At 64.9% G+C, this 27,000-nt stretch carries 25 protein-coding genes and 1 tRNA gene; 10 read left to right on the top strand and 16 right to left on the bottom strand.

Annotated elements, in window-relative coordinates:
• The 8 genes from ACX0GZ_RS01495 to ACX0GZ_RS01460 all read right to left on the bottom strand — a co-directional run bounded on the left by ACX0GZ_RS01495 (position 1) and on the right by ACX0GZ_RS01460 (position 7,163).
• Positions 1-780, bottom strand: a complete 780-nt coding sequence (locus tag ACX0GZ_RS01495) for a phosphoadenylyl-sulfate reductase (RefSeq protein WP_458812626.1) — start codon at positions 778-780, stop codon at positions 1-3.
• On the bottom strand, positions 773-1,198 hold the full coding sequence (locus ACX0GZ_RS01490; RefSeq protein WP_458812623.1) for a DUF934 domain-containing protein: 426 nt from the start codon (positions 1,196-1,198) through the stop codon (positions 773-775). The genes ACX0GZ_RS01495 and ACX0GZ_RS01490 overlap by 8 nt, the downstream gene beginning before the upstream one ends.
• Positions 1,191-2,825 (bottom strand): nitrite/sulfite reductase, encoded by a 1,635-nt coding sequence (locus ACX0GZ_RS01485; RefSeq protein WP_458812620.1) that lies wholly within the window; start codon positions 2,823-2,825, stop codon positions 1,191-1,193. Before ACX0GZ_RS01485 ends, ACX0GZ_RS01490 begins: the two co-directional genes overlap by 8 nt.
• Positions 2,825-3,121, bottom strand: a complete 297-nt coding sequence (locus ACX0GZ_RS01480) for a DUF2849 domain-containing protein (RefSeq protein ID WP_458812617.1) — start codon at positions 3,119-3,121, stop codon at positions 2,825-2,827. The genes ACX0GZ_RS01485 and ACX0GZ_RS01480 overlap by 1 nt, the downstream gene beginning before the upstream one ends.
• Complete coding sequence (gene cobA / locus ACX0GZ_RS01475; RefSeq protein ID WP_458812614.1) at positions 3,118-3,909, bottom strand: uroporphyrinogen-III C-methyltransferase; 792 nt, start codon at positions 3,907-3,909, stop codon at positions 3,118-3,120. Before cobA ends, ACX0GZ_RS01480 begins: the two co-directional genes overlap by 4 nt.
• A gap of 148 nt (positions 3,910-4,057) precedes the next feature.
• Positions 4,058-4,258, bottom strand: coding sequence for a hypothetical protein (locus ACX0GZ_RS01470; protein ID WP_458812611.1), 201 nt, complete (start codon positions 4,256-4,258; stop codon positions 4,058-4,060).
• Positions 4,259-4,324: 66 nt separating this feature from the next.
• A complete protein-coding gene (gene astD / locus ACX0GZ_RS01465; protein WP_458812608.1) occupies positions 4,325-5,737 on the bottom strand; it encodes a succinylglutamate-semialdehyde dehydrogenase in 1,413 nt (470 codons plus the stop codon).
• A gap of 46 nt (positions 5,738-5,783) precedes the next feature.
• Positions 5,784-7,163 carry a protein adenylyltransferase SelO family protein gene (locus tag ACX0GZ_RS01460; RefSeq protein ID WP_458812605.1) on the bottom strand — a complete coding sequence of 460 codons (1,380 nt, stop codon included), beginning with the start codon at positions 7,161-7,163 and terminating at the stop codon, positions 5,784-5,786.
• Positions 7,164-7,181: 18 nt separating this feature from the next.
• Here ACX0GZ_RS01460 and ACX0GZ_RS01455 point away from each other — a divergent pair, with 18 nt between their 5' ends.
• The 3 genes from ACX0GZ_RS01455 (at position 7,182) to ACX0GZ_RS01445 (ending at position 10,831) form a co-directional block, all read left to right on the top strand.
• On the top strand, positions 7,182-8,081 hold the full coding sequence (locus ACX0GZ_RS01455; RefSeq protein WP_458812602.1) for an alpha/beta fold hydrolase: 900 nt from the start codon (positions 7,182-7,184) through the stop codon (positions 8,079-8,081).
• 136 nt (positions 8,082-8,217) lie between these two features.
• Positions 8,218-9,357: a glycosyltransferase family 4 protein gene (locus tag ACX0GZ_RS01450; protein WP_458812599.1), complete on the top strand. Its 1,140-nt coding sequence runs from the start codon at positions 8,218-8,220 to the stop codon at positions 9,355-9,357.
• 70 nt (positions 9,358-9,427) lie between these two features.
• Positions 9,428-10,831, top strand: a complete 1,404-nt coding sequence (locus ACX0GZ_RS01445) for an NAD(P)H-dependent flavin oxidoreductase (RefSeq protein ID WP_458812596.1) — start codon at positions 9,428-9,430, stop codon at positions 10,829-10,831.
• A 65-nt stretch (positions 10,832-10,896) separates the two neighbouring features.
• On the opposite strand, the gene ACX0GZ_RS01440 is transcribed toward ACX0GZ_RS01445, so the two are convergent.
• Positions 10,897-11,385, bottom strand: a complete 489-nt coding sequence (locus ACX0GZ_RS01440) for a PilZ domain-containing protein (RefSeq protein WP_458813282.1) — start codon at positions 11,383-11,385, stop codon at positions 10,897-10,899.
• Between the two features lie 106 nt (positions 11,386-11,491).
• Positions 11,492-12,490, bottom strand: a complete 999-nt coding sequence (locus tag ACX0GZ_RS01435) for a 2-hydroxyacid dehydrogenase (protein ID WP_458812593.1) — start codon at positions 12,488-12,490, stop codon at positions 11,492-11,494.
• Between the two features lie 94 nt (positions 12,491-12,584).
• Here ACX0GZ_RS01435 and ACX0GZ_RS01430 point away from each other — a divergent pair, with 94 nt between their 5' ends.
• Entirely contained in the window at positions 12,585-13,073 is a 489-nt protein-coding gene (locus ACX0GZ_RS01430) for an SH3 domain-containing protein (protein WP_458812589.1), read from the top strand.
• A gap of 108 nt (positions 13,074-13,181) precedes the next feature.
• Here ACX0GZ_RS01430 and ACX0GZ_RS01425 read toward each other — a convergent pair whose 3' ends face one another.
• Both ACX0GZ_RS01425 and ACX0GZ_RS01420 read right to left on the bottom strand, forming a co-directional pair.
• Entirely contained in the window at positions 13,182-14,924 is a 1,743-nt protein-coding gene (locus tag ACX0GZ_RS01425) for an SLC13 family permease (RefSeq protein ID WP_458812586.1), read from the bottom strand.
• Between the two features lie 13 nt (positions 14,925-14,937).
• Positions 14,938-16,125, bottom strand: coding sequence for an acetyl-CoA C-acyltransferase (locus tag ACX0GZ_RS01420; RefSeq protein ID WP_458812583.1), 1,188 nt, complete (start codon positions 16,123-16,125; stop codon positions 14,938-14,940).
• A gap of 117 nt (positions 16,126-16,242) precedes the next feature.
• Between ACX0GZ_RS01420 and ACX0GZ_RS01415 the strand changes: the two genes are divergently transcribed.
• The 4 genes from ACX0GZ_RS01415 (at position 16,243) to secA (ending at position 21,302) form a co-directional block, all read left to right on the top strand.
• Entirely contained in the window at positions 16,243-16,533 is a 291-nt protein-coding gene (locus tag ACX0GZ_RS01415) for a hypothetical protein (RefSeq protein WP_458812580.1), read from the top strand.
• Complete coding sequence (locus ACX0GZ_RS01410; RefSeq protein ID WP_458812577.1) at positions 16,526-17,941, top strand: coniferyl aldehyde dehydrogenase; 1,416 nt, start codon at positions 16,526-16,528, stop codon at positions 17,939-17,941. The genes ACX0GZ_RS01415 and ACX0GZ_RS01410 overlap by 8 nt, the downstream gene beginning before the upstream one ends.
• Before the next feature lie 243 nt (positions 17,942-18,184).
• On the top strand, positions 18,185-18,451 hold the full coding sequence (locus ACX0GZ_RS01405; protein WP_458812574.1) for a hypothetical protein: 267 nt from the start codon (positions 18,185-18,187) through the stop codon (positions 18,449-18,451).
• Between the two features lie 106 nt (positions 18,452-18,557).
• On the top strand, positions 18,558-21,302 hold the full coding sequence (gene secA / locus ACX0GZ_RS01400) for a preprotein translocase subunit SecA (RefSeq protein WP_458812571.1): 2,745 nt from the start codon (positions 18,558-18,560) through the stop codon (positions 21,300-21,302).
• 278 nt (positions 21,303-21,580) lie between these two features.
• Here secA and ACX0GZ_RS01395 read toward each other — a convergent pair whose 3' ends face one another.
• The 4 genes from ACX0GZ_RS01395 to moaA form a co-directional block, all read right to left on the bottom strand.
• The gene (locus ACX0GZ_RS01395; RefSeq protein WP_458812568.1) at positions 21,581-22,156 is read right to left on the bottom strand and encodes a CC0125/CC1285 family lipoprotein; all 576 of its coding nucleotides are present in this window, start codon (positions 22,154-22,156) and stop codon (positions 21,581-21,583) included.
• A 224-nt stretch (positions 22,157-22,380) separates the two neighbouring features.
• Positions 22,381-22,455, bottom strand: a tRNA-Asn gene (locus ACX0GZ_RS01390).
• A 51-nt stretch (positions 22,456-22,506) separates the two neighbouring features.
• On the bottom strand, positions 22,507-23,259 hold the full coding sequence (locus tag ACX0GZ_RS01385) for an NAD kinase (protein ID WP_458812565.1): 753 nt from the start codon (positions 23,257-23,259) through the stop codon (positions 22,507-22,509).
• Between the two features lie 14 nt (positions 23,260-23,273).
• A complete protein-coding gene (moaA, locus tag ACX0GZ_RS01380; protein ID WP_458812562.1) occupies positions 23,274-24,272 on the bottom strand; it encodes a GTP 3',8-cyclase MoaA in 999 nt (332 codons plus the stop codon).
• Between the two features lie 226 nt (positions 24,273-24,498).
• Here moaA and ACX0GZ_RS01375 point away from each other — a divergent pair, with 226 nt between their 5' ends.
• Positions 24,499-26,496 (top strand): putative bifunctional diguanylate cyclase/phosphodiesterase, encoded by a 1,998-nt coding sequence (locus ACX0GZ_RS01375; protein ID WP_458812559.1) that lies wholly within the window; start codon positions 24,499-24,501, stop codon positions 26,494-26,496.
• Positions 26,493-26,897, top strand: coding sequence for a hypothetical protein (locus ACX0GZ_RS01370; protein ID WP_458812556.1), 405 nt, complete (start codon positions 26,493-26,495; stop codon positions 26,895-26,897). The genes ACX0GZ_RS01375 and ACX0GZ_RS01370 overlap by 4 nt, the downstream gene beginning before the upstream one ends.
• Positions 26,898-27,000: the final 103 nt, after the last annotated feature.

Raw genomic sequence — 27,000 nt, 5'->3', positions numbered from 1 at the left:
TCAAAAACCGGGCTGCTCTGGATCACCATCCGCGACCGGCGCATGAATGCCGCATTCGGTTTTTTCCCAGCCGCGCCAACGGCCTGAGCGGGGATCCTCACCCGGTGCAACCTTGCTGGTGCATGGCGCGCAGCCGACCGAGGGGTATCCCATCGCCTCCAGCGGATGGCGGGGCAGGTCGTGTTCGGTGAAATAGGCGTCGAGCTGTTCGCGCGACCAGGTGACGATCGGATTGACCTTCAGCCGCCCGGCGGCATCCGAGCTATCGAGTTCGAACCGGGGCAAGGTTGCGCGGGTCGCGGCCTGAAATGCCTTGCGTCCGGTGAAGGTCGCGTCGAACCCGGCAAGCGCCGCCTCCAGCGGCAGCACCTTGCGGATTTCGCAGCAGCCATCGGGATCATAGGACCAGCGCAGGCCGCTTTCGTCCTTCTTCGCCAGCAATGCCGGGTCGGGATAGAGGTTACGCAACGCCGTCAGTCCCAGCCGATCGACCAGCACATCGCGATACGCAAGCGTTTCCGGGAAATGCTTGCCGGTTTCCAGGAACAGCACCGGCACGCTGGGATCGACCGATGCGATCAGGTGGAGGAGCACCGCCGATTCGACTCCGAAGGACGACACCACCGCCACATCACCGAGCATATTGTCCCCCAGCACCGCGCGCAGCATCTCCTGCGTATCGACCCCGCGAAACATGTTGTTCAGCCGGTGCGCGTCCGCCGCGGTGAAGCGGGGACGCGTGTCGATCACATCGATGCGGCGCGCGGTGGTGTCAGCCATGCCGCAGCTTCCATACCGGCACGACGCCGTCCGCGGCGGGCTGATAGGCGTATTCGTATCGCTGGAGTGCGCGCGCCAGCACGGTTTCGTCGATCGGGGCCTCGGGCGCGAAACTGTCGAAGCCACAGCGGCGCATGAACGGGATCTGGTCGACCAGCACATCGCCCTGCGCGCGCAGTTCGCCGGCGTAGCCCGCCTCGCGCAGCAAGCGCGCCGCGGTATACCCACGCCCGTCACGATAAACGGGAAAGGCGACCTCGATCAGTTCGAGCCGGTCCAGATGCGGGAGCAACGCCCGCGCATCCTCGCCCGCCTCAAGCCGAACCGCGCGGGCGTCGTCCTGGGTGAGAAACGCATCGAGCGTGACCGCGGGCTCTTCATGCGGGGCATCGTCGCGATAGCGGAGGAAATCACCCATAAATCGCCTCCTTGAATGGCTGCATCCCGACCCGGCGATAGGTATCGACGAAGCGCTCGCCATCGGCGCGCTCGCGCAGGTAAACGTCGGTCGCCTTTTCGACGGCATCGACGATCCCCTCCTCGGAGAAGCCCGGCCCGGTGATCTTGGCAAGGCTGACATCCTCCGCGCCCGATCCGCCGAGCAGCAGCTGGTAATTCTCGACGCCTTTCCGATCGACGCCCAAGATGCCGATATGCCCGGCATGATGGTGGCCGCAGGCGTTGATGCAGCCCGAGATCTTGAGCTTCAGCTCGCCAAGTTCGCGCTGGCGGCCGAGATCGGCGAAGCGCGTCGCGATCTTCTGCGCGACGGGGATCGAACGCGCATTGGCCAGGCTGCAATAATCGAGGCCGGGGCAGGCGATGATGTCGCTGATCAGGTCGAGATTGGCGTCGGCCAGTTCGGCCTCGCGCAGCGCCTGCCATAGCGCGTGGAGATCGGCGGTGCGGACATGCGGCAGGACGATGTTCTGGGCGTGCGTCACGCGCAGTTCGTCGAAGCTGTATCGCTCCGCCAGGTCCGCCATCACGTCGATCTGATCGGCAGACGCGTCGCCCGGAATCCCGCCGACTGGCTTGAGCGAGATGTTGACGATCGAATAGCCGGGCGCCTTGTGCTCGACGACATTCTGGTCGACCCACACCGCGAAATCGGGGTCGCTGCGGTCGATATCGATCGGTGCATCCGCCTCGAACGCCGGATCGGCGAAATAGGCGGCGATTCGGTCGAACTCGGCCTTTGGCGGGTCGATTCCGAGCGCCGTTACCGCGGCAAACTCCTCAGCGACCTGACGAGCATATTCCTCCGGCCCCAGATCGCCGACCAGAATCTTGATCCGCGCCTTGTAGATATTGTCGCGGCGACCGTGGCGATTATAGACGCGCAGGCAGGCCTCGAGATAAGACAGCAAATCAGCAAGTGGCACGAAGCCGTTGATTTCGGGTGCTATCATCGGCGTGCGACCCATGCCGCCGCCCACGAAGATTCGTGCGCCGTGCTCGCCATTTGCGTTTCGCACGATCTCGATGCCGATATCGTGGAGCCGCATCGCCGCGCGATCCTCTGCGCTGGCGATCACGGCGATCTTGAACTTGCGCGGCAAATAGCTGAATTCCGGGTGAAAGCTGCTCCATTGGCGGATCAGTTCGGCCCAGGGGCGCGGGTCGGTGATCTCGTCGGCGGCCGCGCCTGCATATTGGTCGGACGAGATGTTGCGGATGCAATTGCCGCTGGTTTGAATCGCGTGCATCTCGACGCTCGCCAGATCGGCGAGAATATCGGGCGCGTCGTCCAGCTTGATCCAGTTGTACTGGATATTCTGGCGCGTGGTGAAATGCCCGTATCCACGGTCGTACTTGCGGGCGATATGGCCGAGCATCCGCATCTGTCGGCTGTCGAGCGTGCCATAGGGGACCGCGACGCGCAGCATATAGGCATGGAGTTGCAAATAGAGGCCGTTCATCAGCCGCAGCGGCTTGAACTGATCCTCGGACAGCGCGCCCGACAGGCGGCGTTCCACCTGATCGCGAAATTCGGCGACGCGGGCATCGACGATGCTCTGGTCGTACTGGTCGTATTTATACATCAAATCACCCAGGTGCCTGCGGTGGGGTCGGCAGGTTTCAGCGTCAGGTCGGGGCGCACGGTCGGACCAAGCGCCCGCACGCGATCCTTGATATGCGCGGGTCGCGGCCCCTCGGGCGTGTCGGTCGCATCGATCACGTAAGGCACGTTGACGCGGCGCGCGCCTTCCTCGGCGCGGGCAATGCGTTCGCCGCCTTCACCGACATCTACCGCGTCCTCGACATGGCGCGACCAGCCCTGGCCGGTCCACCACACGACGTCACCGGTGCCCAGATCGTTTCCGGTCAGGATTTTCATGATGCCATCGCCTCGGCTGCGTGTGCCCAGCGAGCGAGCTTGTTTTCGGCATCCGCCAGCATCGCCACCTCGCCGACGACGATGATCGCGGGGCTTTCGACCGCTTCGCGTGCCACCATCGGGCCAAGATCGGCAAGCAAAGTTCGCAAGGCGCGCGCGCCTTCGCAAGTGCCCTTTTCCAGCACCGCGACCGGCATGTCGGGCGCGACGCCGTCGGCGATCAACTTGTCGGCGATCTCGGATGCGGTCGCGACGCCCATATAGATGACGAGCGTGCGTCCCTTGCCCGCGAGCCCCGACCAGTCCTGGTCGGACAAGCCCTTGCACTGGCCCGCGACGAAGCTGACCGCACTCGACCAGTCGCGGTGAGTGAGGGGAAGCATCGCCTGTGCCGCGCAACCGAGTGCTGCCGACACGCCGGGAACGACTTCGACCGGAAGGCCCGCCGCGCGCACCGCCTCGACTTCCTCGCCGCCGCGCCCGAAGATGAACGGATCGCCGCCCTTCAGCCGGATGACGCGCTGGCCCAGCTTCACATGCGCGACGATCAGCGCGTTGATGCCGTCCTGCGGCACGGTGTGGCGCGCACGCTTCTTGGCGACCGAAATGCGCAGCGCATCGGCGGGGGCGAGATCGAGCACGCGCGGATCGACCAGCCCGTCATGGACGACGACGTCTGCGGATTTGAGCGCTTCGACGGCGCGGACGGTGAGCAGGCCGGGATCGCCGGGACCGGCACCGACCAGAATGACGCGACCACGCGCGTCGGGATCGAGGAGACTAGCCATTGCGGGGAAATGGGCTCTACCGCTCGCAACCTCAAATGATGGTTGCTTGGGGTCGGACTAGGCAAACTTGGGTGATGGATGAAAAACCAGGTGGGAGGGGTTCAGATTGGCGTATGCCGCTCCGTTTCGTACCCAGAAGTATCTCTGACTAAGCGTCGGCGGACACGCGCGATTTGCGTTCATCGCCCCGCGCAAGTTCGCGGGCACGCGCATTCAGTCGCACGGCCTCGTCGATCAGGTCGGCGGTAAAGCCGCCGGTTTTCCCGACGGCGATGGCGATGCAATTGCTGGCTTCTTGCTGGAGGCGGGCGGATCGGACGGCGGCACGATTTCTCAAAATCTGTTTCACGCCGCCGATAAAGCCTGCGACCTCAATCCGTTCCGCCGCTCATCGCAAATTCCGTGCGAAGACCGATCACGCGTCGCGCAGGCCGATGCCGATCGCCGCGCGCGCCTGTTCGGCTTCCGACGACACCACCGGATAGGCGCAGTAATCGGCGGCGTAATAAGCGCTGGGCCGGTGGTTGCCCGACCAGCCGATGCCGCCGAACGGCGCGGAGGAGGACGCCCCGTTGGTCGGCTTGTTCCAGTTGACGATGCCCGCGCGGATGTTCGCCCAGAACCGGTCGTAGAGCTGCGGCGTCTGGCTGATGAGGCTTGCCGACAGGCCGTAGCGGGTATCGTTGGCGATCGCGATGGCTTCGTCGAAATCGTCGGTGCGGATCACCTGGAGCAGCGGGCCGAACAGTTCGATGTCCGGGCGCTCGCTGGCGTCGGTCATGTCGATCAGGCCGGGGGTCAGAAACGGGCGATCGTCGATCAGGCGGCGCATGTGCCTGATCGGTCGTCCGCCACGCGTCGAAAGCGTCAGGAAACTTTCGGTCAGCATGTCGGCGGTGTCGTTGTCGATCACCGGGCCCATGAAGGGCTGAGGATCGGCATGGGGCTCACCGATGATGATGCGCGAGACGATCTTGTCGATCTCGGCGAGCAAGGGATCGGCGAGCTTCTGATCGACGATCAAGCGGCTGGCGGCAGTGCAGCGCTGGCCCGCCGAGGTGAAGGCCGATTGGACCACCAGCACCGCGGCGGTGTAAAGATCGGGCGTGTCCCACACCAGGATCGGGTTGTTGCCGCCCATCTCCAGCGCGAGGATTTTTTCGGGCTGGGCCGCGAACTGGCGGTTGAGCGCGATACCGGTGCGTGCCGATCCGGTGAACAGCAGCCCGTCGATATCGGGGTGCGCGGCCAGCCCCTTGCCCTGCTCGACTCCGCCGAGCAGCAGCCGGACGCAATTGTCAGGCACCCCCGCCTGACGATAGCATTCGACCAGAAATTGGCCACTTGCAGGTGTTTTCTCGCTCGGTTTGAACACCACCGCGTTGCCTGCGAGCAGGGCGGGGACGATGTGGCCGTTGGGCAGATGCGCGGGGAAATTATAGGGGCCGAGCACCGCAAGCACGCCGTGCGGCTTGTGCCGCAGCGACAGGCGACCGCCCGCGGCTTCCTGCCGCCGCTGTCCGGTGCGTTCGGAATAGGCGGTGACCGAGATGTCGACCTTGGCGATCACCGTTTCGACCTCGGTGCGCGCTTCCCATAACGGCTTGCCGGTTTCGCGGGCGATGAGGTCGGCGAAGGCGTCGGTCCTGGAGCGGACGACATTGGCGAAGCGGCGCAGCGTTTCGATGCGGAAGGCCAGCGGCTTGGCAGCCCATTCGACCCATCCCGCCCGCGCGGCGGCAACTTCGGCATCGGGATTGCCCGCGACACCGCGCCAGAGGATCGCGCCGGTCGCCGGTTCGGTGGAGATCAGTTCCTGTCCGCTCATAGATCCCCGCAATTGCACGAAATTCGGGGCGATGAAAGCACTGGCGTCATGCCAGCGCCTCTCCCAGCGCGCGGATTTGCGCGATCTTTGCCTCGAACGGTCCCCAGTCGTCGTGCGCGTCGATCGCTGCCCAGATGGATTCGACGGTCTCGATGTGGAGATCACAGGGCTCGCCCGCCCAGTGAGGGTGCGCGCGGCCCTTGCGCGGTTGATAGTCGGTCAGGATCGATCGGGCCTCGTCGAACCCTTCCAAACTATCGGGAACTTGTCCGCCGAAACTGTCGTGAAAGAAGCGGTCGAGGGTGAAGCCGCTGGTTCTGAGGCCGCGTTCGATCGCCTGAACAAGTGCGCGGTTTTGCTCGATTTCTCGCGGAATGACGCCAAGCCGCCAGAGCAGCGCGTCGGCGATGGCGGGCTGGTAATGGTCGCCGAAATTATCGAGCGCGGCGATCAGCGGTTCGGCCTCGACCAACTGGCGCAAGCTGACCGCCAGTTGCATCGCATCCCAATGGATCGCCTCTGGCTGGCGCCCGAACGCATACAGCCCGGCATGGTCGAAATAAGCGGCGGTGAAGGCCGGATCCCAGGTCCTGGCGAAGCGCCACGGCCCGTAATCGAAACTCTCGCCGGTAACGTTGATGTTGTCGCTGTTGAGCACGCCGTGGACAAACCCTGCGGCCATGTAAGACGCGGCGAGCTTCGCCGTTCGCTCGACCACCAGCGACAGCAATCGCACAGGCGCGTCGTCGCCGGGCGTCTCGTCGAACAGATGCGTCAGCGTGTAATCGACCAGTTTGCGCAAGCCGTCCTCGTCGCGGAAATAGGCCAGACGTTGGAACATGCCGATGCGGATATGACTGTGGCTGAGGCGCACTAGCACGGCGGACCTTGTGGGGGAGGGTTCGTCGTTCCGCTCCAGCGCTTCGCCGGTTTCGATCAGCGAAAAGCTCTTGGAGGTGTTGACGCCCAGCGCCTCCAGCATTTCGGTCGCCAGCACCTCCCGGACGCCGCCCTTCAGCGTCAGGCGGCCGTCGCCGAAGCGGCTGTAGGGCGTCTGCCCCGACCCCTTGGTGCCGAGATCGAGCAACCGACCGCGCGCGTCGCGCATCTGCGCGAACAGGAACCCGCGTCCGTCGCCGATATCGGGATTGTAAACCCGGAACTGGTGCCCGTGATAGCGCAGCGCGAGCGGTTGCGGCAGGTTGCCGGGCAAGGGATCGAACCGCCCGAAATGACGAAGCCAGTCGGCATCGGACAAGTGGCCAAGGCCGATCTTTTCTGCCCAGCGCTGGTTCCGGAAGCGCAAGGTCGTTTGCGGGAAATCCGCCGCCTCGACCGCGTCGTAAAAACCGTCGCCCAGCGACAGGATCGGCGTTTCGGGGGTGTAGGGCGGGGATGAAGGCAACGCTTGCGGGATATCGGCCATCCGGCGATATGGGTGCCGATGCTGTCCACGCGCAACCCGCCCGCTTCCGCCTCCGCCCATAACGATGGTTATTGGTGGTCCAATGATGGGCTGAGGCTGCATTACCGCGACTATGCCGGGCCTGCCGATCGCCCCGCGATCCTGTGCCTGCCCGGTCTGACGCGCAACGTCCGCGATTACGAAGGCGTGGCGGCACGGCTGGCGGGCGAGTGGCGGGTGATCGTCGTCGAACTGCGCGGGCGCGGCGAAAGCGCGTTCGCCAAGGATCCGATGACCTATGTTCCGCTGACCTATCTTCAGGATATCGAGGCGCTGCTTGCCGAACTGGCATTGCCGGGCATCGTCGCGTTCGGCACCTCGCTGGGCGGTATCCTGACGATGCTGCTCGCGGGCACAGCGCAAAAACGGTTTGCGGGCGTGCTGCTCAACGATGTCGGACCCGATCTCGACCCCGCCGGGCTGGCGCGCATCCGCACCTATGTCGGCAAGCCCGCCACCTATCCCACCTGGATGCACGCCGCACGCGGGGTGCAGGAGGCGAACGCCGCCATCTATCCCGACTACAGAATCGAGGATTGGCTGGTGATGGCGAAACGGCTGCACCGCCTCAATTCGGCCGGGCGCATCGTGCTCGATTACGACATGAAGATCGCCGAGCCGTTCCGTCTGCCGGGGAACGAGGCCGGGCCGGACATGTGGCGCGCCTTCGACGCGATCGGCGACGCGCCCATGCTGGTGGTGCGTGGTGAGACATCGGATATCTTGAACCCATCGGGCGCCGCGGCGATGATCGCGCGGGCGCCGCACGCCGAACTGGTGACGATCCCGCGCGTCGGACACGCCCCGACGCTGGAGGAACCGGAAGCGGTCGCGGCGATCGACCGGTTGCTGGGGAAGGTGTTGTCCGACCCGCGATAAATGCCCCGTGCTCCTGCGGAAGCAGGAGCTTTGGCAACAGGCGGTGTACCAGCGGCAAACGCTCCTGCTTTCGCTGGAGCACATCCAGCTAGACAGGTGACGAACGCCCAATCACCCGTTAAGGGCAGCCGCCAACATGGCGCTAAACATCCTCCACCTTCATTCGAGCTTCGGTCGCGGCGGCAAGGAAGCGCGTGCCGCCCGGCTGATGAACGCGTTCGGCAACAAGGCGCGGCACACCATCGTATCCGGCGTTCCCGAGGAAACCGGCGCGACCAGCCTGATCGCCAAGGGCATCAAGTGGGAAGTCGAGATGGACCCGCCGCCGCTGACCGGCAAGCCATCGGTCAAGCGGTACGAGGCGATCGCACGCTACATGCGGCGCTTCGATCTGGTGCTGACCTATAATTGGGGCGCGATCGACGGGGTGATGGCCAAGCGCGTATTCGGATCGAAGCCCGGCGCGCTGCCTCCGGTGATCCACCATGAAGACGGGTTCAATGCCGACGAGGCGGTGCGGCTCAGCCATGTCCGCAACCTCTATCGCCGCATGGCGCTGGGCGCGGCGGATGCGCTGGTGGTGCCCTCCCATCGGCTGGAGGCGATCGCCACCCGTTACTGGAAACAGCCACCGGGAAAGCTTCACCGGATTTCCAACGGCATCCCGACCGGGCTCTATGCCAAGCGTGCCGATCCGAAGGCGATCCCCGGTTTCAAGCGGAAGCCCGGCGAAATCGTGATCGGCACCGTGGCGGGTCTTCGCGCGGTCAAGGACTTGCCGATGCTGGTGCGCGGCGCGGCAGGCATGAATGCCAAGGTGCGCGTCGTCATTGTCGGCGAAGGGCCGGAACGCGACAACATCGTCGAGGCAGCGGAGTTGATGGGGTTCGAGGACGAATTGCTGATGCCCGGATTCCTGCCCGAACCGCATCGCTATATCGGCAATTTTGATATTTTCGCGCTGACCTCCAAATCGGAGCAGCAGCCGATCGCGGTGATGGAAGCGATGGCCGCGGGGCTGCCGATCGTCGCCCCCGCCGTTGGCGACATCGCCGAGATGGTGGCCGAGGACAACCGGCCCTTCGTGTCCAACGACTGGACGGCGGTCCGGCTGCGCGATCGGCTCGATGCGCTGGCGAAGAATGCCGATTTGCGAACCCGCATCGGCGACGCGAACCGGGCGCGTGCGGCGGCACTGTTCGACGAAAAGACGATGATTGCATCCTATGCCGCGCTTTATGCGAATATAGCAGGGAAGCCCGGCGCGCTCGGCTGAGCCAATAAACTCGATTCGACCCGGCAATCGCGCTAGGGTCCCATTCAAACAAAGTTCGTTCGGAGGTTGCGTGTTCAAAGGCCTGAAGCCCATCGTCTATAACGGCCAGGAAGTGTGGCCCCTCGTCGAAGGCGGGAAGGGCGTGTCGGCCAGCAACCACGCGTCCGCAGGCGCATGGGCAGCCGCCGGCGGCATCGGTACGGTCAGCGCGGTCAACGCCGACAGCTATGACGCCGAGGGCAAGATCATCCCCCAGGTGTACAAGGCGCTGACCCGGCGCGAACGCCACGAGGAACTGATCGCCTATGCGATCGAGGGCGCGGTCGAACAGGTCAAGCGCGCTTACGACATCGCGAGCGGCAAGGGCGCGATCAACATCAACGTGCTGTGGGAAATGGGCGGCGCGCAGCCGATCCTGCACGGCGTGCTGGAACGCACTCGCGGGCTGGTGGCGGGCGTTACCTGCGGTGCGGGGATGCCGTACAAACTGAGCGAAATCGCCGCGCAGTATAATGTCAGCTATCTGCCGATCGTCAGTTCGGGACGCGCGTTTCGTGCGCTGTGGAAGCGCGCCTATTCGAAGGCGGCGGAGTTCCTGTCGGCGGTGGTGTACGAAGACCCCTGGCTCGCGGGCGGTCATAACGGCCTGTCCAACGCCGAAGATCCGCGCGCACCGCAAGACCCCTATCCGCGCGTCAAGGCGCTGCGCGAGACAATGCGCGAAGGCGGTATCGCCGACGACGTGCCGATCGTGATGGCGGGCGGCGTCTGGTACTTACGCGACTGGGAAAACTGGATCGACAACCCCGAACTCGGCCAGATCGCGTTCCAGTACGGCACCCGGCCGTTGCTGACGCAGGAAAGCCCGATCCCCGATGGCTGGAAACAGAAGCTGATGGAAATCGAGGAAGGCGATGTGCTGCTGCACCAGTTTTCGCCGACCGGTTTCTATTCGTCCGCCGTCCGCAATCCGTTTCTGCGCTCGCTCGAAGCGCGTTCGGAGCGCCAGATCGCCTTTTCGACGCAGGAAGCGGGCGATCACGTGTTTCAGCTCGACGTAGGCGTGAAGGGCAAGAATTTCTGGGTGACCAAGGGCGACCTGCTGCGCGCGCGCGAATGGTTTGGCCACGGCTTCACCGATGCGCTGAAAACGCCGGACAACACCGTCGTGTTCGTCACGCCGGAAGAAAAGGCCGAAATCCGCAAGGACCAGGCCGATTGCATGGGCTGTCTGTCGCACTGTGCGTTTTCGTCGTGGAAGGACAGTGAAACCAACTCGACCGGGCGTCTTGCCGACCCGCGCAGCTTCTGCATTCAAAAGACGTTGCAGGACATCGCGCATGGCGGCGATACCGACCAGAACCTGATGTTCGCGGGCCATTCCGCGTATAATTTCCAGCGCGATCCTTTCTATTCGAACGGGTTCGTGCCGACGGTGAAGCAGCTGGTCGATCGGATTTTGACCGGGGACTGAGGATTCGCCCCGACTTCGCCCGAAACGAACGGGTCAGGCTGGTCGGACGGAATGCGGGCGTGGGGTTATCCCAGCGCGCGGGTGACCGGCTCGACGAAGCGCATCAGCGTTTCCCACAGGCTGTGCGCCAGCAGCGCTGCAACCCCGACCGCCGCGCCGGTGATCGCCACGAACTGAAACGCCCGCGCGAACTGGCGACCGCGTTCTGCCGTATCCGCGGGACGATGCTGTGCCACGCGGTCGGCGGTGCGACGGTCCATGCCGGGTTTCCAGCCTGCGGGCGGCCCCTTGGCATTTTCCATCAGTTCGTCGAAGTCGACCTTGTCCTGGGTGCGGACGCCGAAGAACCCGCCCTGCGACCAGACGGCGCGCGCGACGATCGTCATGAAGGTCTTGCGGATTTCGATATAGGCACCCGGCGGCGGCGGTTCGTCAGACACCAGCATCAACCCGCGCGACGACACGTTGCGAATCGACACGTCGCGCCAGTCGCTGCCGACCCGCATCCGCGCGTTCACCAGAACCTTTCGCCGTTCTTCGCGCTTCCTGAGGATGACCGCTACTCCAACCCAGCGACGACAGGTCGCTTGGCGATACCGGTATCAGGACAATCATCTCAGGGGGTTGCGCGACAGGGTTAAATTGCCGGTAACCGTCAAGTCAGGCCCAGCCCTCCAGCACCTGATCGGGCGGGCGGTGGCCATCGGCCCAGATGCGGATATTGGCAATCACCTTTTCGCCGGTCGCCTCGCGTCCCTCATACGTCGCCGATCCCATATGCGGGGTCATGACGACATTGGGCAGCGCGAGTAGGCGCGGGTCGATGGCCGGTTCGTGCTCCCACACGTCCAGCCCCGCCCCCGCCAGTCGTCCGCCTTCCAGTGCCGCGACCAACGCGTCCTCGTCGACGATGCCGCCGCGCGATGCGTTGATGACGAACACATGGGGTCGCATCAGTGCGATGCGGCGGGCGTCGATCATGTTCCGGCTGTCGGCGTTGAGCGGCGTGTGGATGGTGACGATGTCGGCGACGCCCAGCATCTCGTCCAGATGTTCGTGCCACGTCGCGGCGAGCTGGCCCTCGAGCACCGCGGGCAGGCGGTGGCGATTGTGGTAATGGATCGACAGACCGAAGGCGCGGGCGCGCATCGCCACCGCCTGGCCGATCCGCCCCATGCCGACGATGCCCAGCGCCTTGCCGCCGATCCGGTGGCCCAGCATCCCGCCCGGCGACCAGCCTTTCCAGTCGCCCGATCGGACCAGCTTTTCGCCCTCGGCCAGTCGCCGCGGGACCGACAGGATCAGCGCCATGGTCATGTCGGCGGTATCCTCGGTCAGGACGCCGGGCGTATTGGTGACGACGATCCCGCGAGCGCGTGCGGCCTTCAGGTCGATATGGTTCACGCCCGCGCCGTAATTGGCGATCAGCTTCAACCCGTCGCCCGCCGCTGCGATCAGGGCGGCGTCGATCGCATCTGTGACGGTGGGGACCAGCACGTCGCAGCCCCAGACGGCGGCGAGCAGCGCATCGCGGTCGAGCCTGGTATCGCCCGAGTTCAGAGTCGCGTCGAACAGTTCGGCCATCCGCGCCTCGATCCGGTCGGGCAGGCCGCGCGTCACGACGACCTTCGGGCGGGCGATGGGCGAACGCTGTTCCATTTCGCATCGATGCGGCGTGGCCGCGCCCCAGTCAACGGTTGAACCGCGTGCGCGTTCGGCGTTAGGGCTAAGTCACGACAGGGAGTGGATTTTGATGCGGACGATCGGGTGGACGGCAATTATGGGCGGGGTCGCCTGTCTGTCGCTGGTCGCGATCGACGCCGCCGATGCCCAGCGTCGCAAGCCGCCCTATTACGCGTCGGTATCCGCCAGCGAAGCGCGGATGCGCACCGGGCCGGGCAAGAATTATCCGGTCAGCTGGGAATATCGCCGCGCCGACCTGCCGATCAAGGTGGTGGATATCTACAAGGACTGGCGCAAGGTCGAGGATCCCGGCGGGACGCAAGGCTGGATGCAGGTCGGGCTGCTCGCCGACCGCCGCACCGCGATCGTCGTCGGCCAGATCGTCGAACTGCGCGCCTCGCCCGCGACCGGTGCGCGCGTCAACTGGCGCGCCGCGCCCGGCGTGGTCGGGCGGATCACCGAATGCGATCGCGGCTGGTGCCGGTTCGACGTGAAGGGGCGCACCGGATATGTCCAGCAGGCGCGGTTGTGGGGCGTCGATCCGGGCGAGCGGTTTTAGTGGGACGACGGAGGTTCTTCCTCGTCATTGCGAGCGTAGCGAAGCAATCCAGGGCTGCAAGTGCGTCGCTGGATTGCTTCGCTACGCTCGCAATGACGAAGTGGTGGTCTAGCCATAAAACGCGGTGAGCAGCGCCGCGGATCCCGCCACGACGATGACCACCAGCGGCGCGCCCATTCGGGCATAGTCGGTGAACTTGTACCCGCCCGGTCCCATCACCAGCACGTTGTTCTGGTGGCCGATCGGGGTCAGGAAATCGGCCGAGGTCCCGATCAGGATCGCGATCAGCATCGCATCGATGTCGATCCCCAATGTCCGGGCAACGGCGATACCCAGAGGTGCGACGATAACGGCGGTCGCGACGTTGTTGATGAACATTGACAACAAAATCGTAAGCGCCGTCATTGCAGCCAGGACGACGAACATGGTCTGCCCTACCATGTTATCGCTGAGCCAGCGCGCGACAATATCTGCCGCGCCGCTGGTGTCGAAGCTCTGGCCGACCGGGATCATTGCGCCGAGCAGGATGATAACCGGCCAGTCGATCGCGGAATAGCTTTCCTCGGACGGAATCAGGCGAAGAAGGGCAAGCAAGACCGCCGCCCCGACGAAAGCGACGGCAGCAGGCACGATTCCCGCAACCACCAGCCCGATCGAGAAAGCGAAAATGCCGACGATCGGCGCGGCCTTGCCGAACAACAAGGATCGCTGGTCCAGCCGGTCGATTTCGAGCAGCCGCGCGCGGCCGATGAATTCGGCGATATCGTTCGGCTCGCCACGCACAAACAACTGATCCCCGGCCTGGATCCGCATCATCGCCAGCGGCACCTTTTCCCGCGCGGCGCGGGGACCGACCGCGACCACGCGGACCTTGCCATCGCTGCGCAGGCGCACGTCTTCATGGCTGATCCCGATCAGGAACGAGCCGTGGGCGACGGCGACGCGCGCGGTGACTTCGCTATCGCTGTCGGTCGCAAAGGGTGCTTCGAGCTCCGTCTTCTGGGCGACAACCCGTTGTGGAAGCCGGGAAAGCATCAGCAACCGGTCGCCGGTTTCCAAGATCATGTCGCGGTTCATCGGCAACCGCCGACCATATCGGAAAAACGCCAGCAGCCGTGCGGGCAACAGGCGGAATTCGTCCTTCCAATAGCCGAGCGACCGTCCGCTGGCAGCGACCGGCACCGTCAGTTCGAACACGCGCCAGGGCGGCTTGATCTCCTTTTCTTCGGTCCGGCGACCCGGAAGAAGACGCCAGCCGATCAGCACGACGTAAAGGATGCCGACCGCGCAGACGATCGCGGCAACGGGCGTCATCGTAAAGAACCCCAGCGGATCGCCGAGTTCCTCTCGCCGGGCGGACGAGATGATGAGGTTGGCGGGCGTGCCGATCAGCGTCGTGGTGCCGCCCAGAATCGTGGCAAAGGCCAGCGGCATCAGCGTCGCAGCAGGCGTCAGCTTCGCACGCCTCGCGATACCGGTCGCGATCGGCATGGTGATGACCAGCGCGGCGATGTTGTTCATGAACGCCGACAGGAACGCAGCGACGACCAGCAACATGGTCAGACTGAGCGTGAAGCCTGCGCGTTCTGGAATGATTCGCTGGGCGACGGCCGCCGCGATCCCCGACAGTTCGATGGCGCGGCCGATCACGAGAACTGCGGCGACCGTGATGACGGCGGGGTCAGCAAAGCCCAGAAAGGCATCGCGCGGCGCGACGAGGCCCAGCGCGATGGTCGCGACGAGCGCGAGCAACGCGACCAGATCGTGGCGGACGCGGTCGGATACGAACAACGCCAGCGCGCCAACCAGGATCAATGTGCTGGCAAGCGCTGGATCGATAAGAAGCGGCACCCCCCGCGCGCCTTTAGCGCATCATCTCAACGGCGACGGCGGTCGCCTCGCCGCCGCCGATGCACAAGGAGGCGAGCCCGCGTTTCTGGCCGTTTGTCTCCAGTGCCGACAGCAATGTCGCCATGATCCGCGCGCCCGACGCGCCGATGGGGTGGCCGAGCGCGCAGGCACCGCCGTGGACGTTGACCACGTCATGGCCGAGCGACAGGTCGCGCATCGCGATCATCGCGACGCAGGCAAAGGCCTCGTTGACCTCGAACAGGTCGACATCGCCGGTCTGCCAGTTGGCCTTGTCCAGCGCCTTTTGCATCGCCGCGACCGGCGCGGTGGTGAAGCGGGCGGGGGCGTGGGCGTGGGCGGCGTGCGACACGATCCGCGCGACAGGCTGAATTCCCAGACGGTCGGCGACTGATTGGCGCGTCATCACCAGCGCCGCCGCGCCGTCCGAAATCGACGAGGCGTTGGCGGCAGTGATCGTGCCGTCCTTGGAAAAAGCGGGTTTCAGCGTCGGGATCTTGGCGACATCGCCCTTGAGCGGCTGTTCGTCGAGGGTGATGGTGTCGGTGCCCTTGCGGCCCTTCACCTCGACCGCGACGATCTCGCGATCGAAGCCGCCCAATTTCTGCGCCTTTTGCGCACGTTCCAGGCTGGCGACGGCGTAGTCGTCCTGCTGTGCGCGGGTGAACTGATATTCCGCCGCGGTTTCCTCGGCGAAGCTGCCCATTGCGCGGCCGGGTTCGTAGGCGTCCTCCAGCCCGTCGAGGAACATGTGGTCCATCAACCGGTCATGCCCGATCCGCGCGCCCGCACGGTGGCGCATCGACAGATAGGGCGCGTTGGTCATGCTCTCCATCCCGCCAGCGACCAGCAGGTCGATCGAGCCGGAACCCAGCGCTTCTGCCGCCATGATCGCGGCCTGCATGCCCGAACCGCACATCTTGTTGAGCGTGGTCGCCTCGACATGCTGCGGCAGGCCCGCGCCGAGTGCGGCCTGCCGCGCAGGAGCCTGGCCGAGACCGGCGGGAAGGACGCAGCCCATATAGATGCGCTCGACCTGCTCGCCGCTGACGCCCGCACGCTCTACCGCGCCCTTGACCGCCGCTGCGCCCAATTCGGTCGCGCTTGCGCCCGACAGGCATCCCTGGAAGCTGCCCATCGGTGTGCGGGCATAGGACAGGATGACGATCGGATCGGCGGACATGACGGGCTCCCCAAGAATATGTTTCGTCCGCTTTCACCAAGCGCGCATGGTTTTGCAAGCGGACCCTTCGAACGAAGGCGGCGTTGGGGTCGTTCCAACCACGATACGGAATGGCACATGGAAGACGATCCGCTGGTTCAGAGTATCAAATGGGCGGCGACGATTAGTGGCGTCGTCGCGGCATTCATGGTGTCGCTCGACAGCGGACGGCGCGTGACGGGGTGGGGGTTCGTGATCTTCGTCGGATCGTCGATCGCGTGGATCGCGGCGTCGATCATGGCGGGCGACGGTGCATTGGGCACGCAGAACGCGGTGCTGTTCGCGATCAATATTTTCGGGGTATACCGGTATCTGATCCGCAAGGTCGAACCCGGCGAAGGCGGGCAGGGGAGAAGTGCGAATGGCTGATCTTGATGCGATATTGGAACGCCATCGCTCGGCGTTCATGGATGAGCTTCCCGTCGCCGCCGCGACGCGCAAGGATCGCCTCAGCCGCGCGATCGCGATGATCGAGGCCAATGGCGGACGCTTCTGCGACGCGCTGTCGGAGGATTTCGGCCACCGCAGCCGCGAACAGTCGATGATTACCGACATTGCCGCGTCGATCACCCCGCTCAAACATGCGCGAGCCCATGTCGACAAATGGATGCGCGCCGACAAACGGCCGGTGCTGTTCCCGCTCGGCCTGCTCGGCGCGAAGGGACGCGTCGAATATCAGCCGAAGGGCGTGGTGGGCGTGATCTCGCCGTGGAATTTCCCGGTCAATCTGGTGATGGGACCGCTCGCCGGCATCTTCGCTGCGGGCAACCGGGCGATGGTCAAGACCAGCGAGTTTACCCCGACGGTCGCCGCCTTGTTCGAAGAGGTCGCGCCGCAATTTTTCGACGACACCGAACTCGCCTTCTTCAGCGGCGGGCCGGAGGTGGGAAAGGCGTTCGCCTCTTTGCCCTTCGATCACCTGATCTTCACCGGTGCGACCGGGATCGCCAAGCACATCCTTCACGCCGCTGCCGACAATCTGGTCCCCGTGACGCTGGAGTTGGGCGGCAAATCGCCGGTCATTCTCGGCAAAGGCGCGGATATCGCCAAGGCGACCGAGCGGGTGGCGATGGGCAAGATGCTGAACGCCGGGCAAATCTGCCTCGCCCCTGATTACATGTTGGTCCGCGAAGATCAGGAAGCGGCGACGGTCGAGGGGCTGAAATCGGCGGCGTCGGCCATGTATCCGACCTTGCTGAGCAATCCCGACTATACCGCGATCATCAATGACCGGCACCACCAGCGCCTGTCCGACTGGATCGACGATGCCCGCAACAAGGGCGCGGAGGTCATCACCGTCAACCCCGCAAACGAAGATTTCTCCGGCTCGAACAGCCGCAAGATGCCGCTGACGATCGTTCGCGGCGCGACCGACGAGATGACGGTGATGCAGGAGGAAATCTTCGGCCCCATCCTGCCGGTGCGGACCTATGCCGGGATCGACGACGCGATCGGAGAAGTGAACCGCCGCGACCGCCCGCTCGCGCTTTATTATTTCGGGCCGGATGGGGACGAGCGCCGCCGCGTGCTCGACCGGACGATTTCAGGCGGGGTGACGCTGGACGATGTGATTTTCCATGTCAGCCAGGAGGAACTGCCGTTCGGCGGGATCGGGCCTTCGGGGATGGGAAGCTATCATGGGGCTGACGGGTTTCGCACGTTCAGCCATGCGAAGAGCGTGTTCCAGCAATCGAGACTGGATGTGGCCAATCTGGGCGGGCTGAAACCGCCTTATGGTCCCGCGACCAAAAAGGCGATCGCCCGGTTGATGAAATAGGGGGGTGTCGGAATATCGAGACATCAGTCCCACGCCCAAACCGTTCGTTTCGAGCGAAGTCGAGAAACGCGATCTCGGCGAGTCGGTCACGTTTCTCGACTTCGCTCGAAACGAGGGAGGGTTAGCGAAAGGCAGTATCCGAACGGCCTTCTCCCGCGCATTAGCATTGGACGCGGCGGCAACGACTTCCTATGTCGGGCGTTACCGGCGCGAGCCGCGTTGCGAACTGGACGAAATCGACCCGTGAACCTGTTGCTGATCCTGCTAGCCATGTTGTCGGGCCTGCCCGGCGCGATGGCGGGTGCGCGCGGGGTTCAGGCGACGGAAGTCCAGCAGAGCCAGTCGGTCATCGAAGCCGCCGTCCAGCGCGCCGCCGCCGCCGTGGTCATCGGACACCGCGTGCTCGCCAACCCGTTGCCGTCGTTGGCGCAGATGTCGCTCGCCGCACCGCTGGTCGCCATCGCGCCCACGCTGCCGGTGCGTTCGATCGTCGAATCCGCGCTCGAATAGCTATCCCGCGCGCGCTTGACTGCGCGCGCGTCCCGATTTTCTGTCGCATACCGCCCCATCGGCGCGGTCGCACGTCCATATTCTCATATCATCAGGAAAACGCCCAATGTTCGGCGCCATTGCCAAATCCATGTTCGGGTCGGCCAACGACCGCTACGTCGCTTCGCTCGGAAAGATCGTCGACAAGATCAACGGGTTCGAGGATCAGGTCGCTGCCCTGTCGAACGAAGACCTCGCCGCGCAGACGGCGCGTTTCCGCGAACGGCTCGCCAATGGCGAGAAGCTGGACTCGTTGATTCCCGAAGCGTTCGCCACGGTCCGCGAAACCTCGAAGCGCGTGCTCGGCCAGCGGCATTACGACGTCCAGCTGATCGGCGGCCTCGTCCTCCAGCGCGGCGAAATTGCCGAAATGCGCACGGGTGAGGGCAAGACGCTGATGGCGACGCTTGCCGTCTATCTGAACGCGCTGCCGGGCAAGGGCGTGCACGTCGTCACCGTCAACGACTATCTCGCTCGCCGCGACGCCGAATGGATGGGCCAGGTGTACCGGTTCTTGGGCATGACCGTCGGCGTGATCGTCCCTGACCTATCGGATCACGAACGCCGCGAAGCCTATCACTCCGACATCACCTATGGCACGAACAACGAATTCGGCTTCGACTATCTGCGCGACAATATGAAGTACGACCGCGCGTCGATGGTCCAGCGGCCGTTCAACTTCGCGATCGTCGACGAAATCGATTCGATCCTGATCGACGAGGCGCGCACGCCGCTCATTATCTCAGGCCCGACCGAGGATCGCAGCGAGCTTTACGTGTCGGTCAACGCGCTGGTCGCGCAACTGGTGGACGAGGATTACGAAAAGGACGAAAAGTCCAAATCGATCATCCTGACCGAAGACGGCACTGAAAAGGTGGAACGCCTGCTGGAAGGCGCAGGGCTGCTCCAGGGTTCGAACCTCTATGATTTCGAAAACACCCAGGTCGTTCACCATGTGAACAACGCGCTGCGTGCAACCAAGATGTTCCGCCGCGACATCGATTACATCATCAAGGACGACAAGGTCGTCATCATCGACGAATTTACCGGCCGCATGATGGACGGGCGGCGCTGGTCGGACGGGCTTCATCAGGCGGTCGAGGCCAAGGAAGGCGTCAAGATCGAGCCCGAGAACCAGACGCTCGCGTCGATCACCTTCCAGAATTATTTCCGCATGTATCCCAAGCTGTCGGGCATGACCGGCACGGCGGCGACCGAAGCGGGCGAATTTCACAGCATCTACAAATTGAACGTCGTCACCATCCCGACCAACCTGCCGGTCAAGCGGATCGACGAGGACGACGAGTTCTACAAGACGATCCAGGACAAGTTCATCGCCATCGCGCGGTCGATCAAGGTCCATGCTGAAAAGGGCCAGCCCGTGCTGGTCGGCACGGTGTCGATCGAGAAATCGGAAATGCTGTCCGAATATCTGCAACAGGAAGGCGTGCCGCACGCGGTGCTAAACGCGCGCTTCCACGAGCAGGAAGCCCATATTGTCGCGCAGGCGGGCCGTGCGGGCGCGGTGACGATCGCGACCAACATGGCCGGGCGCGGCACCGATATTCAGCTTGGCGGCAACCTCGAATTCCGGGTCGAGGACGAGTTGCGCGACATGGAGGAAGGGCCGGAACGCGACGCCGCGATCGAACGCATTCGCGGCGAGATCGCCGAGGAACGCGAGCGGGTGCTGGCGGCGGGCGGCCTGTTCGTGCTGGGCACCGAACGCCATGAATCGCGGCGTATCGACAACCAGCTCCGCGGCCGTTCGGGGCGTCAGGGCGATCCCGGCCTGTCGCGATTCTATCTGAGTCTCGACGACGATCTGCTTCGCATCTTCGGACCCGACACATTGTTCGCCAAGATGATGCGCAACAACATCGCCGATGGCGAGGCGATTGGCAGCAAATGGCTGACCAAGGCGATCGAAACCGCGCAGAAAAAGGTCGAGGCGCGCAACTACGAAGCGCGCAAGCAGGTCGTCGAATATGATGACGTGATGAACGATCAGCGCAAGGTGATCTACGAACAACGCGCCGAGATCATGGACGCCGATACCGTCAGCGACGTGGTGGTCGACATGCGGCACGAAACGGTCAACGCGATCGTCGCCGATCACTGTCCGCCTGAGACCTATCCCGAACAATGGGATGTGCCGGCGCTGAAGCAAAAGGCGCTCGACGTGCTCAACATCGACGCGCCGATCGAACAATGGATCGAACAGGAAGAGGCGATCGAGCCGGAAACGATCGAACTGCGCCTTCAGGAACAGGCCGATGCGCTGGTCGAGGGCAAGATGTCCGAACTGCCCGAAGACAGCCGCCGCGCGACCGAAAAGTCGATCCTGCTCCAGAATCTGGACCATCAGTGGAAGGAGCATCTGGCAACGCTGGACGCGTTGCGCGCGGTCATCCATCTGCGCGCCTATGCCCAGAAGACGCCGATCAACGAATATAAGCACGAGGCATTCGCGCTGTTCGAACGGATGCTGTCGTCGATCCGCGAGGATGTGACGCGGGTGATGGCGCTGGCTCAGTTCCGCATGGCGGCACCGCCCCCGCTGCCCGAGCTGCCCGATTTCATCACCACGCATATCGATCCGTTCACGGGCGAGGATAACAGCGACGATCTCGACGGTGGCAGCGGCATGATCGGCACGCGCCTGCCGCCGATGCAGGTCATTCCGCAAGGCGCGGAAGATCTGGGCGAAGACCCGGCGGCGTGGGAAGGTCGGGTTCAACGCAATGCGCCGTGTCCGTGTGGTTCGGGGCGCAAATACAAGCACTGCCACGGGGCATTGCAGGGGGCTTGAGCCGCGTTTTGGAGGCGGGGTCGCCCCCTCCTGTTGCGTCATTCCCGCCTTCGCGGGAATGACGGAATGAAAGAGTTTTGTGGGTCGTTATCCGAGCCATTGCGGGTCTGACGAAACTGCCGCGCTCAGGCTGAGCCTGTCGAAGCCGGGTCGGTTTCGTCACCCTTCGACAAGCTCAGGGTGATCGCGCGGGTTTGATGGCCAAAACTTACGCCACAAAGAAAAACCCTCCATCGGCATCCCGACGGAGGGTTTTCATTTCACAACGGTCGGTCGTTTTACCGCGGTTGCGGCGTCACGACTCCCGGCCCCAGATTCTCGATCACCTCGCGCGCGTCGAAGGCGCGGACGTTGCCAGCGGGCTTCGGCCCGCGACCGACGACGATCTCCGCCGTCGCGTCATAACGCGTCACGGTGCGGACATCGACGCCGCGATCCCAGAAGGGGTCACCCCAGAACGGGCTCCACCGGCGCCAGCCGAAGCTGGGGCGGTAATAGCTCCAGTAAGGGCTCCATCCGCCCCACGGACCGCCGCCGAACGCCGATGGCGTGGTGTAGACGTCGGTCCGCGGTTCGGTGTCGCGATCGACCAGCACGAAATGGTCGCCGCCCTGTTCGAGCGTCAATTGCGCTGCGCGGAACAGCAGATAACGCTCGACCGTCTCGCGCTGGGTCAGGCTGTTACCCGCGAAGCTGACGCGGTAGCGGTTCGATTCGATCCGGGTGTCCGAATATCCGGTGGCATAGGCGCCGCTGCCCGATAGCGGGCGGTACGGCGTCGGGGTGGCGCAAGCGGCAAGCACGGCGCTGCCGAGCAGCGCGACTGCAAATGCCTTGGCGCGATGGGTACGCATGTCGTTACCTCCATCGCCGGGCGCGGCGGAAATGCGGCGGTCCGGCTTTCATAGTCTCATGACGAATTCAACGTCCGGCGACCGTAATCGTGCCACCGATCCATTTGAGACGGAAGGTGCCACAAATCCGATTGCCCGCCAATGAACAAAGCGGAGGTTCGGATTGATACGGGTTTGGAAATACGGCGTTTCGCGCGCTACGGATGCGATTTCGGCCACAAAAGTGGCTCCCTGAGTAGGATTCGAACCTACGGCCGCTCGATTAACAGTCGAGAGCTCTACCGCTGAGCTATCAGGGAATGATGCCGTGCGCGGGTCTATAACCGCTCAAATCTGCGATGCAATACCCTTCACGCGATGAATTGCTCCATCGTGATCCGTTCGTCGAGTGCGTGTTCGGGATCGAACAATAAGGTGAGCGCGCGCATCCGGTCGATGGCGATGTCGACGCGGGCAACGTCGCGGATCTCGCGCTGGTCGGCGACCGCGCTGACCGGGCGCTTGTCGGCCTCCAGCACGCGCAGGCCGATGCGGGCCTTTTCGGGCAGGATTGCCCCGCGCCACCGGCGGGGGCGAAACGGGCTGATCGGGGTCAGCGCCAGAAGGTTCGAGCCAAGCGGCAGGATCGGGCCGTGCGCTGACAGGTTATACGCAGTCGATCCGGCTGGGGTCGCGACGAGAATGCCATCGCACACCAGTTCGGGCAGGACGACGCGGTCGTTGACGGTCACCTCAAGCTTCGCAGTCTGGCGGGTTTCGCGCAGCATCGACACTTCGTTGATCGCGGGAAGGACGCGGCGTTCGCCGTCGATCGTCTCGATCGTCGCTTCAAGCGGAGATACGCGGAACGGCTTGGCGCGGGCGAGGCGGTCGTCGAGGCCGGCCAGCCGCCAGTCGTTCATCAGGAAGCCGATGGTGCCGAGATTCATGCCGAATACGGGCACGCTGCTGCGCGCTTCGATCATGGTGTGGAGCGTTTGCAGCATGAAGCCGTCGCCGCCCAGCGCGACGACCTGTTCGGCCTGATCCAGCGGCACCCACGGATAGGCATCGCGCAGATCGCGTTCGGCGGCCTGGGCCGGTCCGGTCGGTGATGCAAGCAAGGCGCGGCGCAAGTCTATCCCCCGGTGACGCTCATGTGGCGCGCGACGGCGGGGCGCGATCCCCGCTCGATGTGAAAATCATGGGCGGCAGGCTTGGCGATCATAGCCGCGTCGAGTGCGTCGTCGAGCGCAGGCGCGCCGCCGGTGCGCCACGCGGCCTTCAGGTCGACATGGCCTTCATTGCCCAGGCACAGGTGCAAGCGTCCTTCGGCATCGAGGCGCACGCGGTTGCAGCCGTCGCAGAAATTGGCGGTGAGCGGAGAGATGAGCCCCAGCCGCGTGCCACTGTCGCCGACGCGCCAATAGCGCGCCGGACCGCCGGTGCGGTGGGTGTCGCGGACCAGCGGAAAGTGAGTGGAAAGTGAGTCCAAGACACGAGTCAGCGGCACGAACCGGTCGGCGCGGTCCTCCGAGATGGCGCCCAGCGGCATCGTTTCGATCAGGCTGAGGTCGTGGCCCTGATCGACGCACCAGGCAAGCATGTCGGGGATTTCGGCTTCGTTGAGACCCGCAAGCGCCACCATGTTGATCTTCACCGATATTCCAGCCGCCTGTGCGGCGGCGATGCCGTTCAGGACCCGCATCAGATCGCCGTGTCGGGTGATGTGGCGGAAGGTGTCGGGAACAAGGCTGTCGAGGCTGACGTTGATCCGCCGCACGCCCGCCGCCGCGAGAAACTGCGCATAGTCGGCCAGCCGCGTGGCGTTGGTGGTCATCGTCACTTCGTCGAGGCCGTGCCCGATCCGGGTGCCCAGCGCACGGACGATCGCCATCGTTTCCTTGCGCACCAGCGGTTCGCCACCCGTCAGTCGGATACGGCGCACACCGCGCGCGATGAAGGCATCGGCGATGCCGGCAATCTCGTCCACCGACAGCAACCGCTCGCGCGCCATGAACCGCATGTCCTCGCCCATGCAGTAGCGGCAACGCAGGTCGCAGCGATCTGTGACCGATATCCGAAGATAGGTGATAGCCCGGCCTTGGCCGTCGATCAGGGCGGGGGCGCTGGCCATGCGTCAACAGCTAGGCGTTGAGTCGTTTTGGCACAAGTGCAGGGAGTTGGCGGAAAGCAGCGGCACGGCTATCGTCATCCCGTTGGCGATCGCTAAAACCGTTCGCATCGAGCGTGTCGAAATGCTGTTCTTCCCGGCTGGGCAAGAAAGGACAGTGCTTCGACAGGCTCAGCACGAACGGATTGGGGTTGTCCGTTTGCGGAGTAGGGGAGGGGCGCTTCGGGTGATGACGGCACAGGCAGCGACACCGAGCGATCCGATGCTGTTCATCCTGTCGTTCCGGCAGCGCGACGAACTGGCGAGCGCGGCCACCGCCGCAGGCTGGCGCGTAGTCGCGGCGCGGCGTGCCGAGGGGGCCGAACGCCGGATGCTGGCGAGCGGCGCCGCGGTCGGCATCGTCGATGCGCGCGGTGCGATCGAGGAAGGGCTGAATGCCGTCCGCTTGCTGGGCGCTGCCGCTGCTACGAACGGCATGGCGCTGATGGCGATGGTGTCGCGCGGCGATGTCGGGCGGCTGGGCGACCTGCTCGATGCCGGGGCGACGCATTTCATGGTCAGCCCGGTCAGCGAAGCCGAACTGGCAATGGCGCTACGCTATGCCCAGCGTCAGGCCGACCGGCACGAAAATCGCGCGCCCGCGAAACGCGAGGCGATCGAACCGCTGGGCTGGCGATACGACCACCGCACCCGGTCGCTGCAACTGACGCCGGGGCTGGCCGATGCGCTGGCGCTGGACGAGGCGCCGCACCCGACGGCGGCGCTGCGCGCGTTGGGGCGGGGCGACCGGGTTCAGGCGCGCGGGGCGCTCGCGCGGCTGCGCGACGGGGCGCCGTCCACTGCCTTTGCGCATGACGTCGCGGGGCTGGGGCGCGTGGTGCAGCATATCCAGCGCGATCCGCATAACGGTCGGCTCCATGCCCTGATCGAGCCGTTGGGCGATGTGCCCGATGCGGGCGTGGCGGTGCGCGACGCGCTGACCGGCGCGCGCGATGCGGCGTCGGCGCGGCGCTGGATCGACGACAGGATCGTGCGGCTGGAGGCGACGATCGGCGTGATCCTGATCGGCGTGCGGCGGTTCGAGATGATCAACACCGCTTATGGACGCGCGACCGGCGACGCGCTTTTGCGCGCGGTGACGCGGCGGATCGAGGAAGTGGCGCGCGGCGCATTCGGACGCGGGGCGGTGATCGCGCGGCTGGGCGGAGCGGAGTTTCTGGTGAGCGGCGATGGCGACGCCGCGCGCATCGAACTGGCGGCGGCGGCGCTGAGGGAAGCGATGGCGCGACCCTTCGCGATCGAAGGCCGGATCGTACCGGTGGGCGCGCCGCTCGCCATCGCGTGGAGCCGAACGGGCGAGGATGCCGCCGCGCTGATGCGCCGTGCCAGCGCCAGCCTGGCCGATGCCGCCGCGGGCGGCGCGCCCGGCGGGACGGCGCATGCCGCAGACGTTGCCGAACAATCGCTCGACCAGCTGGCGGTCGATCTGCGCGCCGCGCTCGATGCCGGCGAAGTCGAGATTCGGTTCCAGCCGCAGGTCGAGATTGCGACCGGGCGGATCGTCGGAGTCGAGGCGCTGGCGCGCTGGCGGCACCCGGCGCTGGGCGAGCTGGGCGCGCAGACGCTGCTCGCTGCGGCCGAGCGCGCCGAACTGTCGATCGCGCTGTCCGACCACATTCAGCGGATCGCGCTGGCCGAGGCGGCGCGCTGGCCCGCATCCTGCGCGCATCTGCGGGTGTCGGTGAACATCACCGCGGAGGATATCGCGCGGCCGTCGTTCGCCGACCTGTTGCTCGACATGGTCGATGCCAGCGGTTTTCCGCGCAGCCGCCTGACGTTCGAGGTGACCGAAAGCGGGTTGATGGAGGAACTGGGTGTCGCCGCGCGGCTGCTGTCCGAACTGCGCCAGGCCGGATGCCGGGTCGCGATCGACGATTTCGGCACGGGCTATTCCAGCCTCGCCTATCTCAAGGCGCTGCCGCTCGATTACCTCAAGATCGACCGGCAATTGTCGCAGGACATCGCCGGATCCCCGCGCGACCGGGTGGTGGTGCGCGGGGTGATCGAAATGGCGCGCTCGCTGGGGCTGGCGGTGATCGCCGAGGGGGTGGAAAGCGACGTGCAGCTCGACCTGCTCGCCGCCGAGGGGTGTCAATATTATCAAGGCTATCTGTGCGCGGAGCCGATGGACAGCGCCGGGCTGGCGGCGTTCGTCGAGCGGGCATGATCGACAAGCGCGACGTTAGCGGCGTGTGGTACGGGAGCTTCGCCGGACCGGGGGTGGCGCCCAACCGCTTCATCGCGATGTTTGATGAAAGCGGCGGGCGGATCAGCGGGACGACCAGCGAACCCGACGAACTTGGCGAGGTCGATCTGATCCACGCTTATGTGAGCGGCACGCGCGAAGGGGCGGCGGTTTGGTTCGTAAAACAATATGACGGCGCGGCGCACAGCGTCCACGCGGTCGATTACAGCGGCACAATCGACGCCGAGGGCGGCGAGATCAGCGGAGCGTGGCGTTTCGCGACCTATGCCGGACAATTCGTGATGCGCCGCGAGCGGTTCGACGAGGAACTGCTTGCGGAAGAACGCGGAATTGCGCTGGATGCAGGGGTGCACGCGCGGTGAATCGATTCGTCATTGCGAGCGCAGCGAAGCAATCCATTGCCGCGAGCGCTGGACTGGATTGCTTCGCTGCGCTCGCAATGACGGATTTTGGTTTCGCGCGGCG

The organism is Sphingomonas aestuarii (assembly GCF_054457155.1).
Note: the sequence above shows the minus strand (reverse complement) of the source record. Positions and strands in the feature narration are given on the sequence as shown.

Bases quoted from the DNA above. Each gene is read 5' to 3' on its own strand.
- ACX0GZ_RS01495 (WP_458812626.1), bottom strand. From the start codon at position 780: ATGGCTGACACCACCGCGCGCCGCATCGATGTGATCGACACGCGTCCC.
- ACX0GZ_RS01490 (WP_458812623.1), bottom strand. From the start codon at position 1,198: ATGGGTGATTTCCTCCGCTATCGCGACGATGCCCCGCATGAAGAGCCC.
- ACX0GZ_RS01485 (WP_458812620.1), bottom strand. From the start codon at position 2,825: ATGTATAAATACGACCAGTACGACCAGAGCATCGTCGATGCCCGCGTC.
- ACX0GZ_RS01480 (WP_458812617.1), bottom strand. From the start codon at position 3,121: ATGAAAATCCTGACCGGAAACGATCTGGGCACCGGTGACGTCGTGTGG.
- cobA (WP_458812614.1), bottom strand. From the start codon at position 3,909: ATGGCTAGTCTCCTCGATCCCGACGCGCGTGGTCGCGTCATTCTGGTC.
- astD (WP_458812608.1), bottom strand. From the start codon at position 5,737: ATGAGCGGACAGGAACTGATCTCCACCGAACCGGCGACCGGCGCGATC.
- ACX0GZ_RS01460 (WP_458812605.1), bottom strand. From the start codon at position 7,163: ATGGCCGATATCCCGCAAGCGTTGCCTTCATCCCCGCCCTACACCCCC.
- ACX0GZ_RS01455 (WP_458812602.1), top strand. From the start codon at position 7,182: ATGCTGTCCACGCGCAACCCGCCCGCTTCCGCCTCCGCCCATAACGAT.
- ACX0GZ_RS01450 (WP_458812599.1), top strand. From the start codon at position 8,218: ATGGCGCTAAACATCCTCCACCTTCATTCGAGCTTCGGTCGCGGCGGC.
- ACX0GZ_RS01435 (WP_458812593.1), bottom strand. From the start codon at position 12,490: ATGGAACAGCGTTCGCCCATCGCCCGCCCGAAGGTCGTCGTGACGCGC.
- ACX0GZ_RS01430 (WP_458812589.1), top strand. From the start codon at position 12,585: ATGCGGACGATCGGGTGGACGGCAATTATGGGCGGGGTCGCCTGTCTG.
- ACX0GZ_RS01420 (WP_458812583.1), bottom strand. From the start codon at position 16,125: ATGTCCGCCGATCCGATCGTCATCCTGTCCTATGCCCGCACACCGATG.
- ACX0GZ_RS01415 (WP_458812580.1), top strand. From the start codon at position 16,243: ATGGAAGACGATCCGCTGGTTCAGAGTATCAAATGGGCGGCGACGATT.
- ACX0GZ_RS01410 (WP_458812577.1), top strand. From the start codon at position 16,526: ATGGCTGATCTTGATGCGATATTGGAACGCCATCGCTCGGCGTTCATG.
- secA (WP_458812571.1), top strand. From the start codon at position 18,558: ATGTTCGGCGCCATTGCCAAATCCATGTTCGGGTCGGCCAACGACCGC.
- ACX0GZ_RS01395 (WP_458812568.1), bottom strand. From the start codon at position 22,156: ATGCGTACCCATCGCGCCAAGGCATTTGCAGTCGCGCTGCTCGGCAGC.
- moaA (WP_458812562.1), bottom strand. From the start codon at position 24,272: ATGGCCAGCGCCCCCGCCCTGATCGACGGCCAAGGCCGGGCTATCACC.
- ACX0GZ_RS01375 (WP_458812559.1), top strand. From the start codon at position 24,499: ATGACGGCACAGGCAGCGACACCGAGCGATCCGATGCTGTTCATCCTG.
- ACX0GZ_RS01370 (WP_458812556.1), top strand. From the start codon at position 26,493: ATGATCGACAAGCGCGACGTTAGCGGCGTGTGGTACGGGAGCTTCGCC.